Annotated in this window: 13 protein-coding genes; 6 read left to right on the top strand and 7 right to left on the bottom strand. The window is 60.9% G+C overall.

Annotated features, from left to right (window positions below):
* Window positions 1-38: 38 nt before the first annotated feature.
* The gene (locus K9857_RS25465) at window positions 39-509 is read right to left on the bottom strand and encodes a DUF1289 domain-containing protein (RefSeq protein ID WP_224540528.1); all 471 of its coding nucleotides are present in this window, start codon (window positions 507-509) and stop codon (window positions 39-41) included.
* 455 nt (window positions 510-964) lie between these two features.
* Between K9857_RS25465 and acnB the strand changes: the two genes are divergently transcribed.
* Window positions 965-3,565 (top strand): bifunctional aconitate hydratase 2/2-methylisocitrate dehydratase, encoded by a 2,601-nt coding sequence (gene acnB, locus K9857_RS25460; RefSeq protein WP_224540531.1) that lies wholly within the window; start codon window positions 965-967, stop codon window positions 3,563-3,565.
* Window positions 3,566-3,829: 264 nt separating this feature from the next.
* Here acnB and K9857_RS25455 read toward each other — a convergent pair whose 3' ends face one another.
* Window positions 3,830-5,110: a serine/threonine transporter gene (locus K9857_RS25455; RefSeq protein ID WP_224540526.1), complete on the bottom strand. Its 1,281-nt coding sequence runs from the start codon at window positions 5,108-5,110 to the stop codon at window positions 3,830-3,832.
* Between the two features lie 384 nt (window positions 5,111-5,494).
* On the opposite strand from K9857_RS25455, the gene K9857_RS25450 reads away from it, so the two are divergent.
* From K9857_RS25450 to K9857_RS25430, 5 genes are all read left to right on the top strand, one after another.
* Window positions 5,495-5,878: a tautomerase family protein gene (locus K9857_RS25450; protein WP_224540525.1), complete on the top strand. Its 384-nt coding sequence runs from the start codon at window positions 5,495-5,497 to the stop codon at window positions 5,876-5,878.
* 29 nt (window positions 5,879-5,907) lie between these two features.
* Window positions 5,908-6,498 (top strand): TetR/AcrR family transcriptional regulator, encoded by a 591-nt coding sequence (locus K9857_RS25445; RefSeq protein ID WP_224540523.1) that lies wholly within the window; start codon window positions 5,908-5,910, stop codon window positions 6,496-6,498.
* 251 nt (window positions 6,499-6,749) lie between these two features.
* Window positions 6,750-7,715 (top strand): 2-hydroxyacid dehydrogenase, encoded by a 966-nt coding sequence (locus K9857_RS25440; RefSeq protein ID WP_224540522.1) that lies wholly within the window; start codon window positions 6,750-6,752, stop codon window positions 7,713-7,715.
* 143 nt (window positions 7,716-7,858) lie between these two features.
* Complete coding sequence (locus K9857_RS25435; protein ID WP_224540520.1) at window positions 7,859-8,926, top strand: phosphotransferase family protein; 1,068 nt, start codon at window positions 7,859-7,861, stop codon at window positions 8,924-8,926.
* A 52-nt stretch (window positions 8,927-8,978) separates the two neighbouring features.
* Window positions 8,979-9,746, top strand: a complete 768-nt coding sequence (locus K9857_RS25430; RefSeq protein ID WP_175377298.1) for an SDR family oxidoreductase — start codon at window positions 8,979-8,981, stop codon at window positions 9,744-9,746.
* 140 nt (window positions 9,747-9,886) lie between these two features.
* On the opposite strand, the gene K9857_RS25425 is transcribed toward K9857_RS25430, so the two are convergent.
* The 5 genes from K9857_RS25425 to K9857_RS25405 form a co-directional block, all read right to left on the bottom strand.
* Window positions 9,887-10,513, bottom strand: coding sequence for a trimeric intracellular cation channel family protein (locus K9857_RS25425; protein WP_224540518.1), 627 nt, complete (start codon window positions 10,511-10,513; stop codon window positions 9,887-9,889).
* Between the two features lie 18 nt (window positions 10,514-10,531).
* The gene (locus K9857_RS25420; RefSeq protein WP_224540516.1) at window positions 10,532-10,750 is read right to left on the bottom strand and encodes a hypothetical protein; all 219 of its coding nucleotides are present in this window, start codon (window positions 10,748-10,750) and stop codon (window positions 10,532-10,534) included.
* A 142-nt stretch (window positions 10,751-10,892) separates the two neighbouring features.
* Window positions 10,893-11,144: a DUF1652 domain-containing protein gene (locus K9857_RS25415; RefSeq protein ID WP_224540514.1), complete on the bottom strand. Its 252-nt coding sequence runs from the start codon at window positions 11,142-11,144 to the stop codon at window positions 10,893-10,895.
* 182 nt (window positions 11,145-11,326) lie between these two features.
* Complete coding sequence (locus K9857_RS25410; protein WP_224540512.1) at window positions 11,327-12,820, bottom strand: helix-turn-helix transcriptional regulator; 1,494 nt, start codon at window positions 12,818-12,820, stop codon at window positions 11,327-11,329.
* Window positions 12,821-12,969: 149 nt separating this feature from the next.
* A complete protein-coding gene (locus K9857_RS25405; protein WP_224540510.1) occupies window positions 12,970-14,253 on the bottom strand; it encodes a Zn-dependent hydrolase in 1,284 nt (427 codons plus the stop codon).
* Between the last annotated feature and the right edge of the window lie 63 nt (window positions 14,254-14,316).

The following is a 14,316-nucleotide window of genomic DNA, read 5'->3' as shown; positions in this document are numbered from 1 at the left end:
GACCTGTAGGAGCGAGGCTTGCCCGCGAAGCTCTTCAATCAATCACCCAACGCATCCTTCAGAAACCCCGGCGCGATATATCGCTGATAGTGCGCCTCGGACAGCAGAAAAAACTCCCGATCGATCGCATCGCGCAATTCCGGCAGGTTCCACTCGCGAAATTCCGGCAGCAACACCATCCCGTAGGCTTCCAGATTGTTGATCACCCTCGCCCCCCGCGCGATCAACTGATACGCCCAGCAATACGCCGATTGATGGGGCACGAAGCGAATCTTGCGCTGCTCCAGCTGGGTCCTGAGCAGCGCCGTATCGAAAATTTCCACCTTGGCCGCCATCACCTGGGACAGCAACTGCTCCAGACGCAACCACACCGCGCGCTTTTCTTCCTCGTTGTAGCCGTTCCAGTGGATCACTTCATGGTGGAATCGCTTGCAGCCACGGCACACCAGATCACCGTAAACAGTGGAGCAAAGGCCGACGCAGGGAGTCTTGATGGTCTGATTGGGCATAGGGAGGCAGAAGGCCAAAAAGCGAAACAGGGCAGCATGTTAGCCCTTTGCCCGCCATTGATCACCCCTCAAAGTTCAGGGCCTTGGTCAATCGTGTCTTGCGGGACGCTCCACCAAAGTCCAATAAACCGCGACTTACCTTTAATTTTTTTTTGCCGTAGAATCAGCCAGCCTTTTTAGGCGCCAATGTCCGTTAGAAGCTGTTTTCAAAGCGTCACGAGCACAGTCGTTCCTTCAGAGCGGTGTTGGCGAGGGGTTTTTCCAGCGGGGAAAAGCCCAACGCCAACCCTCATCAGCTCCCGTTCTGCAGGCGTAAAACTTTGAAAGCAGCTTCTGTAAGGAATTGTCGGTAATTCTGGCTAAGTGGCTCACAACGCCATGCAGCGCATGAGTACGGCAATTTCGGGATGAGCGTCCCGGACACCCATTTGGGACCACTGATGAGGGTAATAACTGTGCTTGAAGCCTACCGCAAACATATCGAAGAGCGTGCAGCACTGGGTATCGTTCCCCAGCCGCTTAACGCCGAACAAACTGCAGGCCTGGTCGAGCTGCTGAAAAATCCCCCGGCTGGCGAAGAAGCTTTCCTCGTTGACCTGGTTACCAACCGTATTCCGCCAGGCGTGGACGAAGCTGCCTACGTCAAGGCCGGTTTCCTGTCCGCCATCGCCAAAGGCGAAGCCAACTCCCCCCTGATCGACAAGAAGCGCGCTGTCGAACTGCTCGGCACCATGCAGGGCGGCTACAACATCGTGACTCTGGTAGGCCTGCTGGACGACGCCGAACTGGCACCAGTAGCCGCCGAAGAACTCAAGCACACCCTGCTGATGTTCGATGCTTTCCACGACGTGGCTGAAAAAGCCAAGAACGGCAACGTTCACGCCAAGGCCGTGCTGCAATCCTGGGCTGACGGCGAGTGGTTTGTGAAGCGTCCAACCCTGGCCGACAAGATCAGCCTGCGCGTATTCAAGGTCACCGGCGAAACCAACACCGACGACCTGTCCCCTGCTCCGGACGCCTGGTCCCGCCCTGACATCCCGCTGCACGCCCTGGCCATGCTGAAAATGGCTCGCGACGGCATCGTGCCTGACGCACAAGGCGTCACCGGTCCGATGAAGCAGATCGAAGAAATGCGTAACGGCGGCTTCCCTGTTGCCTACGTGGGCGACGTTGTCGGTACCGGCTCTTCGCGTAAATCGGCCACCAACTCGGTTCTGTGGTTCTTCGGTGACGACGTTCCTTACGTGCCGAACAAGCGTGCCGGCGGTTTCTGCTTCGGCAGCAAGATCGCTCCGATCTTCTACAACACCATGGAAGATGCTGGCGCACTGCCAATCGAATTCGACGTCTCCAACATGCACATGGGCGACGTGATCGACCTGTACCCGCATGCTGGCAAAGTCTGCAAGCACGGCACCGACGAAGTCCTGACCACCTTCGAAATGAAGACTCCGGTCCTGCTGGACGAAGTCCGCGCCGGCGGCCGTATCCCGCTGATCATCGGCCGTGGCCTGACCGAGAAGGCTCGTGCCGAGCTGGGTCTGGCACCTTCGACCCTCTTCAAGAAGCCTGAAGCCCCTGCTGAAAGCACCAAGGGTTTCACCCTGGCGCAGAAAATGGTCGGCAAGGCTTGCGGCGTGACCGGCGTTCGCCCGGGCACCTACTGCGAACCGAAGATGACCACCGTGGGTTCCCAGGACACCACCGGTCCAATGACCCGTGACGAACTGAAAGACCTGGCGTGCCTGGGCTTCTCGACCGATCTGGTGATGCAGTCCTTCTGCCACACCGCGGCTTATCCTAAGCCGATCGACGTGACCACCCACCACACCCTGCCTGACTTCATCATGACCCGCGGCGGCGTTTCCCTGCGTCCGGGCGACGGCATCATCCACTCGTGGCTGAACCGCATGCTGCTGCCAGACACCGTCGGTACCGGTGGTGACTCCCACACCCGTTTCCCGATCGGCATCTCGTTCCCGGCCGGTTCCGGCCTGGTAGCGTTCGCCGCTGCCACCGGCGTCATGCCGCTGGACATGCCTGAGTCGATCCTGGTTCGCTTCAAGGGCGAACTGCAGCCAGGCGTCACCCTGCGTGACCTGGTTCACGCCATCCCTTACTACGCGATCCAGAAAGGCCTGTTGACCGTAGAGAAGAAAGGCAAGAAGAACGCCTTCTCCGGCCGCATCCTGGAGATCGAAGGTCTGCCTAAGCTGACCGTCGAGCAAGCGTTCGAACTGTCCGACGCCTCGGCCGAACGTTCGGCTGCCGGTTGCACCATCCAGCTGTCCAAAGAGTCGATCACCGAGTACCTGCAATCGAACATCACCCTGCTGCGCTGGATGATCGGCGAAGGCTACGGCGATGCACGTACCCTGGAACGTCGCGCTCAAGCGATGGAAGCCTGGATCGCCAACCCTGAGCTGATGGAAGCGGACAAGGACGCCGAGTACGCCGAAGTCATCGAAATCGATCTGGCCGACATCAAGGAGCCTGTGCTCTGCGCGCCGAACGACCCGGACGACGCCCGTCTGCTCTCCAGCGTTGCCGGCGAGAAGATCGACGAAGTGTTCATCGGTTCGTGCATGACCAACATCGGTCACTTCCGCGCTGCCGGCAAGCTGCTGGATCAGGTCAAGGGTCAGCTGCCAACCCGTCTGTGGCTGTCGCCGCCGACCAAGATGGACGCTCACCAGCTGACCGAAGAAGGCTACTACGGCATCTACGGCAAGGCTGGCGCCCGTATGGAAATGCCAGGCTGCTCGCTGTGCATGGGTAACCAGGCACGTGTAGAGCCGAACTCGACTGTCGTGTCGACTTCGACCCGTAACTTCCCGAACCGTCTGGGTGACGGCGCGAACGTCTACCTGGCTTCGGCCGAGCTGGCGTCCGTGGCTTCCATCCTGGGTCGCCTGCCGACCGTCGAGGAGTACATGGAATACGCTGGCAAGATCGACAGCATGGCGGCCGATGTATACCGCTACCTGTCCTTCGACCAGATCGCCGAGTTCCGTGAAGCTGCAGCGAACGCCAACATCCCGGTCGTTCAAGCCTAACGTTACAAAGCAATGAAAAACGCCGCCCTTCGTGAGAGGGGCGGCGTTTTTTTATGCCTTCAGAAACATCGCGTCATCGTTCTTCGCGGGCAAGCCACGCTCCCACAGGGATATGTGAGATGCCCGGTATCTTAGGTAGTACCGAAAACAATGTGGGAGCGGGCTTGCTCGCGAAAGCGGTGGGTCAGTCGCTATTGATGGTGACTGACACTGCGCCTTCGCGAGCAAGCCCGCTCCCACAGGGATTACCGCATTATTTCGGGATCAGGCACTCAGCGAATAGATCAACGCCGAAATCGCCACCAGCCCAACCGCCACCACAAACACGTTCGACGCCTGGCCACGATAACGGGCCATCGCCGGGATCTTGCGCACGGCATACATCGGCATCAGGAACAGGATGGCCGCAATCACCGGACCGCCCAGGGTTTCGATCATGCCCAGAATGCTCGGGTTCAGGGTGGCGACGATCCAGCACACCACCAGCATGAACGCTGCGGTCATGCGATCCAGGGTCTTGGCTGCCGGGCGCTTGCCGCTTTTGACGATCAGGCCCTTGAGACCTTCGCTGGCGCCGATGTAGTGGCCCAGGAACGACTTGGAAATCGCCACGAAAGCAATCAACGGCGCCGCGAAGGCGATGGTCGGGTTGCTGAAGTGGTTGGCCAGGTAGGACAGGATCGACAGGTTCTGCGCCTTCGCTTCGGCCAGTTGCGCTGGCGACAGGGTCAGCACGCAGCTGAAGACGAAAAACAGCACCATCACCACCATCAGGGCGTGGGCGCGGGACAGGATCTGCGAGCTGCGCTGTTCGGCGTGTTCACCGTAACGACGCTTCTGGTCCACCGCGAACGCCGAGATGATCGGCGAGTGGTTGAACGAGAACACCATCACCGGAATCGCCAGCCACAGGGTGTGCAGCAACGCCGAAGGCTCGGGCAGCGTGCTGGCGGTGGTCAGGATGCCGCCGTTCCAGTGCGGAATCAGGAACACCGCCAGGAACAGCAAGGCGACGATGAACGGATAGACCATCAGGCTCATGGCCTTGACGATCATCTGCTCGCCGCAACGCACCACGGCCAGCAGGCCGAGGATCAGCACCAGCGACAGCACGGCGCGCGGTGGCGGCATGATGTGCAGCTGATGCTCCATGAAGCTGCCCACTGTGTTGGTCAGGGCCACGCTGTAGATCAACAGAATCGGGAAGATCGCGAAGAAGTAGAGCAAGGTGATCAACGCGCCGGCCTTGATGCCGAAGTGCTCTTCCACTACCTCAGTGATGTCCGCGCCTTCACGACCGGACAGCACGAAGCGGGTCAGGCCGCGGTGTGCGTAGAAGGTCATCGGGAACGCCAGCAACGCCAGGATCAGCAACGGCCAGAAGCCGCCGAGACCCGCATTGATCGGCAAAAACAGGGTGCCCGCACCAATAGCCGTGCCAAACAGGCCCAGCATCCAGGTGGTGTCATGACGATTCCAGCTCGATAAGGTTGCTGGTGTCGCTGCTGCATAGCGTTCGTTGACGCTATTGACCTGATCATTCATCCGGTCGGATCTCCGCTTTCCGGTCTTTTGCCACCCGGCCAGGACGAGTCGGAAAAATCCGACAGGCAGCGCCCTGGCCGAAACAGCGTGCGATTCTCCGGGATTCCCGATCAGAAGCAAAGACTTAGGTGAGGAACGGTTGTACCAGGTTGCACCGAACCGCTATCCCTTGTAGGAGCAAGCTTGCTCGCGATGGTCGTCAACGATGACGCGGGAAACCTGATGCCCCGCGGTGTTCCTGCGTGCATCGCGAGCAAGCTCGGCTCCTACAGGGGGCGGTGTCATTTCTGCCATGGCGTTTCGTCGGCGAGCGATAGATCGGACTTGATAAAGGTTATGCGTAATGTATTTTGAATGAACCTGCCCTCAACCCGGAGTCATGCCATGCCACTGGTTCGCGTCGAGATCAAAAAGCAACAGGACCCTACCTACGCCAAACGCATCGGCGAGCTGATTTACGCCGCCATGCACAGCACCATCGGCGTGCCCAAGGACGACCATTTCCAGATCCTCGCCGAGCACGACGAGCATCATTTCATCTTCGATCCGCAGTACCTCGGCATCCCGCGCACTGACAAACTGGTGATCATCCAGATCACCCTGAGCGAAGGCCGCACCGTGGAGCAGAAAAAACTGCTCTACAAGACCATCGCCGAGAGCCTCAACCAGGAACTGGCCGTGCGTCTGGAGGATGTTTTCATTAATCTGGTGGAAGTGAAGAAGGAAAACTGGTCGTTCGGCAACGGCATCGCCCAGTACGCCCTCTGAGATCCCATTTCGATATCTGTGAGCCACCCATGCCTCGAGTTTCCCGCAAGCAAGCCGACCTCAACCGCGAAATCATCGTCGATGCCGCGACCCGCCTGTTCCGCGAGCGCGGGCTGCACGGGATCAGCGTCGTCGATGTGATGGCGGCGGCTGGGCTGACTCATGGCGGTTTCTATGGTCATTTCGAGTCCAAGGAAGCCTTGGCCAAGGAAGCCAGCGAGCGGGCGTTCAAGCAGGTGGGCGAGCGCTGGAAGCTCAGGGCCGAAACCGGAGAAAGCAAGGCGGAGGCGCGCAAGGCCCTGATCGACCCTTACCTTTCCACCCACAGCCGTGACAATCCCGGCGAGAGCTGCCCGGTGGTGGCTTTCGCCGGGGACATGTGTCACGAGAGCACCGACAGCGGCTTGCGCGAGCCGTTTCTGGCGGGGTTGAATCGACTGCTCGACTCGTTCGGCAAGATGATGGATTCGGACAACCCCGAGGAGCAGCGTCAGCAGGCGCTGGTGCAGTATTCGCTGATGATTGGCGCCCTGACTCTGGCCCGTGCGACTCGGGGCGAGGCGCTGTCGGATGAGATCCTTGATGCGGCGAAGCGCTACCTGACCAACCCCGAAGCCTGAGGCACCCGTAGGAGCGAGGCTTGCCCGCGAAGGCGCTAGGTCAGTCACATCTGCTTTTCCTGACACACCGCCTTCGCGGGCAAGCCTCGCTCCTACAGGTTTTGCGGTGTTCCTGGTAATGGTGTTGAAGCAACCATCGCAGTTTGCGGCAGCTCCTACACTGGTTCGAATGTGACGATTGCCAAATCGCCCGGCAGGCAGCAATCTCACTGGACGTTCGAGCCCGATATCCATGCCTAAAGGAGCCAAGCATGACCGCAACCGTACTGGTACTGGTTGAGACCATCAACGATTACCTGCCCATCCTCGAACATCAGGGGTTCCACCTGATTCTGGCCCCGACCCCCGCCGAGCGCGCCGAAGCCATCAAACGCCACGGAGCCGGGATCGACGCGGTGCTGACCCGCGGCCCACTGGGCCTGACTGCCAATGAAATCGCCGCCCTGCCCAAACTGAAGATCATCTGCGTGATCGGCGCAGGTTATGAAATGGTCGACCTGCAAGCCGCCGCCGACCGCGGCATCACCGTCACCAACGGCGCCGGGGTCAACGCCTCCTCCGTCGCCGACCACGCCATGGCCCTGCTGCTGTCACTGGTGCGCGACGTGCCACGCTGCGACGCCGCCGTGCGCCGGGGCGAGTGGCCGAAAATCATGCGCCCTTCCCTCGCCGGCAAACGCCTTGGCATTCTCGGTCTGGGCGCGGTCGGCCTGGCCATCGCCAAGCGCGCCGCGGCGGGGTTCGACATGAGCGTGTGCTACCACAACCGCCAGCATCGCGACGACGTGCCCTACGAGTTCTGTTCGACCCCCACCGAACTGGCACGCGCCTCGGACTTCCTGATCATCGCCACCCCCGGCGGCCTGGGTACCCAGCACCTGGTCAACCGCCAGGTCCTCGACGCCCTGGGGCCCAACGGATTTCTGGTGAACATCGCCCGGGCCAGCGTGGTGGTCACCGCCGACCTGATCACTTCTCTGGAGCAACGGCGCATTGCCGGTGCGGCCCTGGACGTGTTCGATGCCGAGCCTCAGGTGCCGGACGCGCTCAAGACCCTGAGCAACGTGATCCTGACTCCGCATGTCGCCGGCCTGTCGCCGGAAGCCACCCAGGGCACCGTCGAACTGGTAGGCCGTAATCTCGTGGCGTTCTTCTCCGGCAAGCCCGTGCTGACCCCGATCGAGTTGCCGCGCGGCCTGAAAAACGCCATGGTGTAGGACAATTCAAACAGGTGTATCAAAAGCAATGATTGCCCGGCAACACGCTCACCTATAAGGGCCGTTCGTGGTTGTGGCTGCCGGGTACGCGCATTAGATTAGCCAATAGTTTGAGGCCTCCAGAATAAGCAGAAGGGATAAGCATGGCGCTTACTGACCAGTCCACCCGTATCCGCTCCGGCGAAGAACTCGATGCCAGCCTGATCGATCCGTACCTCAAGGCGCACATTCCCGGCCTCACCGGTCTGCCGCAGATCAGCCAGTTCCCCGGCGGTGCGTCGAACCTCACCTACTTGATCGAATACCCGGAGCAGGAATTCGTCCTGCGCCGGCCGCCCTTCGGCCACAAGGCCAAGTCCGCCCATGACATGGGACGTGAATTCCGCATCCTCAATCAATTGCGCGACGGCTTTCCGTATTGCCCGAAGGCTTACGTGCACTGCACCGACGACTCGGTGATCGGCGCCGAGTTCTACGTGATGGAGCGGGTCAAGGGGATAATCCTGCGCTCGGAACTGCCGCCGGAACTGGGCTTCGACTCCGCGAAAACCGAAGCGCTGTGCAAGAGCTTCATCGACAAGTTCGTTGAACTGCATCGCGTCGATTACAACGCCTACGGCCTGGGCGATCTGGGCAAGCCCGAAGGTTACGTGGCCCGGCAGATCAAGGGCTGGAGCGACCGATACGAGAAAGCCCTGACCCCGGACGCGCCGCACTGGGAAGCGGTCAAGGCCTGGCTCAACGACAAGATGCCGGCCGATCACCCGACCTCCAGCATCGTGCACAACGACTACCGTTTCGATAACGTGATTCTCGATCCGAACAACCCGATGCAGATCATCGGTGTGCTCGACTGGGAGTTGACCACCCTTGGCGATCCGCTGATGGACCTGGGCAATACCCTCGCCTACTGGATCGAAGCCGGCGACCCCGCGCCCGTGCAGCTGATGCGCCGCCAGCCGAGTCACGCGCCGGGCATGCTGACCCGCCGTGAGTTCGTCGATTACTACGCCGAACGCTCCGGGATCCAGATCGACAATTTCGATTTCTACTACACCTACGGCCTGTTCCGCCTGGCCGGCATCGTGCAGCAGATCTACTACCGCTTCTACCACGGCCAGACCCAGGACAAACGCTTCGCGCAGTTCATTCACATGAACAAACTGCTGGAGCAGATGAGCTTGCAGGTCATCCAGAAATCCAGCCTCTGATCGCTTCTTCCATTGCACATCAGGCCTATAACAAGACTCTCAAGGGAATTCCATGTCCAAGACTCAGTTGTTCGACCTCGACGGCAAGATCGCTTTCGTCTCCGGCGCCAGCCGCGGCATTGGTGAGGCCATCGCCAAACTGCTGGCCCAGCAAGGCGCCCACGTGATCGTTTCGAGCCGCAAGCTCGAAGGCTGCCAGCACGTGGCCGACGCGATCATCGCCGCCGGCGGCAAGGCCACCGCCATCGCCTGCCACATCGGTGAAATGGAGCAGATCAGCCAGGTCTTCGCCGGCATCAAGGAACAGTTCGGCCGCCTGGACATCCTGGTCAACAACGCGGCGACCAATCCGCAGTTCTGCAACGTGCTGGACACCGACCTCGGCGCGTTCCAGAAGACTGTCGACGTCAACATCCGCGGCTATTTCTTCATGTCGGTGGAAGCCGGCAAGCTGATGCGCGAGAACGGTGGCGGCAGCATCATCAACGTTGCGTCGATCAATGGCGTCTCGCCGGGCGTGTTCCAGGGCATCTACTCGGTGACCAAGGCGGCGGTAATCAACATGACCAAGGTCTTCGCCAAGGAATGCGCGCAGTTCGGCATCCGCTGCAACGCCCTGCTCCCGGGCCTGACCGACACCAAGTTCGCCTCGGCGCTGGTCAAGAACGAGGCGATCCTCAACACCGCCCTGGCACAGATCCCGCTCAAGCGCGTGGCCGACCCGAGTGAAATGGCCGGCGCGGTGCTGTACCTGGCCAGCGATGCGTCCAGCTACACCACGGGTGTTTCGCTGAACGTGGATGGTGGGTTCCTCTCCTGATCCCGTAACGCCTGCCACAAGTAACTGTGGGAGCGGCGGTGCGACGATTCGACTTGCTCGCGAAAGCGGTGGGTCAGTCGCCATTTGAATCGACTGACATACCGCATTCGCGAGCAAGCCCGCTCCCACAGGGGACAGCGTCAGGCCGGGATAATTTTGGGCAGCTGCCAACCAAAATGCACCGACAGCAAGCGCAACGCCAGGCAGGCCGCGCCCGCCAGTAGCGCCGCTGCCACCGGCGGCACCCCGCAGCGTCGGGCGATGATCAGCACCGCAGCGCCGACGAACGCCGAACTCGCGTACAGATCCACCTGCAGCACCACCGGTATCCGCGCCAGCACGATATCGCGGATAACCCCGCCACCCACGCCCGTGATGGTACCCATCAGCATCGACACGAACGGCGAGATTCCGTGGTTCAAAGCCTTCTGCGCCCCCGCCACAGCGAACAGCGCCAGGCCTGCGGCATCGAGCACGATCAGCGTCGAGCCAGACCAACCCAGTACCTGCTCATGAAAAATGAACGCCAACCCGCCCATCAAAAACGCCAGGGCCGGATAACGCCAGTTGGCCACGGCGTTGGGCGGCGTGGCGCCGATCAGCAGGTCCCGGGTCACGCCGCCACCCAAGGCAACGATGAAGGCGATCACCATCACCCCGAGCAGGTCGAGGCCGCTGCGCATGGCACTGATCGCACCTTCGATGGCAAAAACAGCCGTGCCGACAAGATCGGCGACAAGAACGATTTTCTCGACACGGTGCTTCAAGGACGGCGGCGCCCGACGTTACTGGGTGACGCAGCGCGTGGTGGTCGTGACGCGCGTTATCTCGCCGTTTTCGTCACGCGCATCGCCCAGCACATCGGTTTTATCCATGTCCTGGCAGGTGCGAACCGGAGCAGGTGGCGGTGCGGCGGGAGGAGGTGGTGGCGGACTGGAGCAGCCGGCGAGCAGCGCCGTGCAGAGTGCCAGAGGTGCAAAAACGCGTTTCCCAAGAGTTTTCATAGGTTGACCCGCGATAAGTGGTAGACACCCTTTTTGTGACCACGGCACCTGCGCGAAAAATCCGCGTAGCTGTCACAAAAAAAGTATTTGCGTAACACTTATAGCCCAATCATTGGCCAACGCCATGAAAACCTGACAGTTCTTACATCACCGGATCCGGGCGATTCAGGGTATTGCTCTCCAGTTCGTATCGCAGCTCTTCGATCAGCGCGGCCACCGAATCCGCTGACTGCAAGGTGGCCATGTTCAAGCCGCTGACCACCAGATCCACCTGCCCTGAGAGGGGGTGGTAGAGCTTGACGGTCAGGTAATGATCGCCGGTGATGCTGCAATCACAGGCGCGGGGCGAAAAACTGCGTTCGATCAGCATGCGCAGTTGGGCCAGCGTCATCATGGGTTCAGATCCCGGCACAGGGATAATTCGGGGTGCAGATTCATCAGGGCATTCCTTCGGTTGTTTCGCAGGGACACGCAGGCATTGGCAAACACCTGTCGTACCCTTGCAGCCTAGGAGCCGTCGCCCGTGCTCAACACATCAAATTGCACCCCTCCAGCTAGTGCATTTGCACCTTACCCTCAATCCTTCGATTTCCCGCTGCCGGAGAACAAACCGCGTTCACGCGCCCAGACGATCGCCTCGCTACGGCTGTGCACATCGAGCTTGGAATACACCGTCGCCACGTGATTGCGCACTGTGTTTGGCGCCAGTTTCAGCCGTGCGGCAATTTCCTTGTCCGCCAGACCTTCACAGATCAACCCCAACACATCACGCTCCCGGGCGGTGAGATCGGTGAACGACACGCTGGGCAGCCGGGGCGAATTGACGTTCTTCGCATTGGCCAGTTTTTCGATCAGCGTGCGGCTGAACCAGGACGCGTCCTTCATCACTTCTTCAATGGCCGACACCAGCTCCAGTTCGGTGCGCTTGCGCTCGGTAATGTCCATCAACACCAGCAGGTAGCAGGGACTGTCCTGGATGTTCACGGTGTCTGCCGACACTGCGCAATCGATCAGCCCCGCGTCTTTCCTGCGCACCCGCACATCGATACGGTCCAGACGCCCGGTTTTCTCCAGAGCCGCGAACAGGCGCATGCGCGCGCCTTTATCTTCGATGAAGTCGATCTGCGTGATGCTCTGCCCCAGCACTTCCTCGCTGGAGTAACCGAGGGCATCGAGGAAGGCTTCGTTGACATCGAGGACGGCCTGATCGCCCGCGCCGCACACCAGGATCGGCACCGGCGACAGGCGGAATGCCTTGGCAAAACGCTCCTCGCTCTGGCGCAAGGCGAGCTCGGCCTTATGACGCGGTTCGATGTCGACAAAGGAAAACAACATGCAGGGTTCGTCGTTGAGCTCCAGCGGCTGACCAGCGACGATCACTTGCTTGCTGCTACCGTCAGCCTGCCGCAACTCGGCCTGCATTTGCGGAATGGTCGTGCCTTCCACCAGACGCTGCTTGGCCAAGTCCTTGTTTTGCGCCTGCTCCAGCACGTCCAGCTCGTAGGTGGAAGTGCCGATCACCTGGTCCCGGGTGTAGCCGGTCATCTCGAGAAACCCGGGATTGACCTTGATGTAGCGCAAATCGCTGAGACGGCAGATCACCGCCGGCGCCGGATTGGCGGCAAAGGTTCTCTCGAAGCGCTGCTCGGCGCTGACCCAGTCGGTGACATCATCCATGATCAGCGCCAGCGACTCGGGCTGATCCTCGCGATCGGTCAACACCATGCTGCGCACGCGAAGAAACCGGACGCGCTCCTGCTCATCCGCGACGGCGCTGACCTCAACCAGTACATCGCTGAAAATCTCGCCACGGGTCACGCGGTTGATCGGATAACTGTCAGCAGGGACCACATGGTTGTTGCGGTAGCGCAAGGCGAAACGGCTGGTGTAATCCTCGGCATCGGCGCCCAAGTCGCTGATCTGCGCCACGCCATGCATGGCCAGCGCGGCATCGTTGGCCCAGACAATGCTTTGATCGGGATCGAGCAGAATCACCCCGTCCGAGAGGCCGGCGATGATTTGCTGCAATTGGCGGCGATTGGTTTCGGTGATCAGGACATCCTGGTTCATTGCATCTCCACTCGGTCGACGGGGCCTGAAATGTACGACCACCGGGGGCTGCAATCGTGCGAAGAACCTTTGGTGCAGGTATTTACCTGTGGCGAGGTGGCTTGCCCCCTCGCCACAGGTTCGAATACAAGATGGAGAGATGTGTTACGTCAGGCAGCCAGTTCTCCTTTGGCCACCGCCGCAGACGCCGCCAGCATCGCCCGCAACAACACCGCACACCCGGCCGCCAAATCATCCGGCGCGGCGTTTTCGATTTCGTTGTGGCTGATGCCGCCTTCGCACGGCACGAAGATCATCCCCGCCGGGCCAAGCTCGGCGAGGAAGATCGCGTCGTGCCCTGCCCCGCTGACGATATCCATGTGCGACAGGCCCAGGCCTTGCGCCGCGCCGCGCACGGCCTCGACGCAGCCCTTGTCGAAATACAGCGGCGGGAAATCGGCGGTGGGGGTCAGTTCATAGGTCAGGCCGTGTTCCTGGCAGGTGGTGTCGATCACCTCGCGGACTTCGGCGATCATCGAATCCAGGCGCGCCGGTTCCAGATGACGGAAATCCAGGGTCATGCGCACTTCGCCGGGAATCACGTTGCGTGAACCCGGATAGGCTTGCAGGCATCCGACGGTGCCGCAGGCGTGGGGTTGATGGCCCAACGCCGCGCGATTGACCGCACCGACGATCACCGCCGCCCCCACCAAGGCATCCTTGCGCAGGTGCATCGGGGTAGGCCCGGCATGGGCTTCGACGCCGCGCAGTTTCAGGTCGAACCACTTTTGCCCAAGGGCGCCCATCACCACGCCGATGGTCTTGCGTTCGTCCTCGAGAATCGGCCCCTGCTCGATGTGCGCTTCGAAATAGGCGCCCACCGGGTGACCACTGACCACTCGCGGCCCCGCATAGCCGATGGCATTGAGCGCCTCGCCCACAGTCACGCCCTCGGCGTCGACCTTGGCCAGGGTTTCTTCCAGGGTGAATTTTTCCGCAAACACCCCCGAACCCATCATGCACGGGGCGAAACGCGAGCCTTCTTCGTTGGTCCACACCACCACTTCCAGCGGCGCCTCGGTTTCCACGCCCAAGTCATTGAGGGTGCGCAGCACTTCGACGCCGGCCAGCACGCCGAAGCAGCCATCGAACTTGCCACCGGTGGGCTGGGTGTCGATGTGGCTGCCAGTCATCACCGGTGGCAGGTCCGGATTGCGCCCCGGACGACGGGCGAAGATATTGCCCACCGCATCGATGCTGACGCTGCAGCCCGCCTCTTCGCACCACTTCACAAAGGTGTCGCGGGCCTGGCGGTCGAGATCGGTCAGGGCCAGGCGACAGACCCCGCCCTTGACCGTGGCCCCGAGCTTGGCCAGCTCCATGAGCGACTGCCACAGGCGATCGCGGTTGATGTGCTGATGGGCGGATTGCAGAACGTCTACGGCTGCGTTCATGGGGATCTCCTCAGGCAGTTCTTGTGTATTTCTTCAGACAGCTTTCTGGTGTCTTCAAGGCCG

The sequence above is a fragment of the Pseudomonas sp. REP124 genome, assembly GCF_020164475.1.
Classification (GTDB): Bacteria; Pseudomonadota; Gammaproteobacteria; order Pseudomonadales; family Pseudomonadaceae; genus Aquipseudomonas.
This window is presented reverse-complemented; position numbering and strand designations above follow the sequence as displayed.

What these genes read in the sequence shown, in the direction of transcription:
- K9857_RS25440 (WP_224540522.1), top strand. Translation starts at nt 6,750, where the DNA reads ATGACCGCAACCGTACTGGTACTGGTTGAGACCATCAACGATTACCTG.
- K9857_RS25430 (WP_175377298.1), top strand. Translation starts at nt 8,979, where the DNA reads ATGTCCAAGACTCAGTTGTTCGACCTCGACGGCAAGATCGCTTTCGTC.
- K9857_RS25450 (WP_224540525.1), top strand. Translation starts at nt 5,495, where the DNA reads ATGCCACTGGTTCGCGTCGAGATCAAAAAGCAACAGGACCCTACCTAC.
- K9857_RS25420 (WP_224540516.1), bottom strand. Translation starts at nt 10,750, where the DNA reads ATGAAAACTCTTGGGAAACGCGTTTTTGCACCTCTGGCACTCTGCACG.
- K9857_RS25410 (WP_224540512.1), bottom strand. Translation starts at nt 12,820, where the DNA reads ATGAACCAGGATGTCCTGATCACCGAAACCAATCGCCGCCAATTGCAG.
- K9857_RS25435 (WP_224540520.1), top strand. Translation starts at nt 7,859, where the DNA reads ATGGCGCTTACTGACCAGTCCACCCGTATCCGCTCCGGCGAAGAACTC.
- K9857_RS25465 (WP_224540528.1), bottom strand. Translation starts at nt 509, where the DNA reads ATGCCCAATCAGACCATCAAGACTCCCTGCGTCGGCCTTTGCTCCACT.
- K9857_RS25455 (WP_224540526.1), bottom strand. Translation starts at nt 5,110, where the DNA reads ATGAATGATCAGGTCAATAGCGTCAACGAACGCTATGCAGCAGCGACA.
- K9857_RS25405 (WP_224540510.1), bottom strand. Translation starts at nt 14,253, where the DNA reads ATGAACGCAGCCGTAGACGTTCTGCAATCCGCCCATCAGCACATCAAC.
- K9857_RS25415 (WP_224540514.1), bottom strand. Translation starts at nt 11,144, where the DNA reads ATGATGACGCTGGCCCAACTGCGCATGCTGATCGAACGCAGTTTTTCG.
- K9857_RS25445 (WP_224540523.1), top strand. Translation starts at nt 5,908, where the DNA reads ATGCCTCGAGTTTCCCGCAAGCAAGCCGACCTCAACCGCGAAATCATC.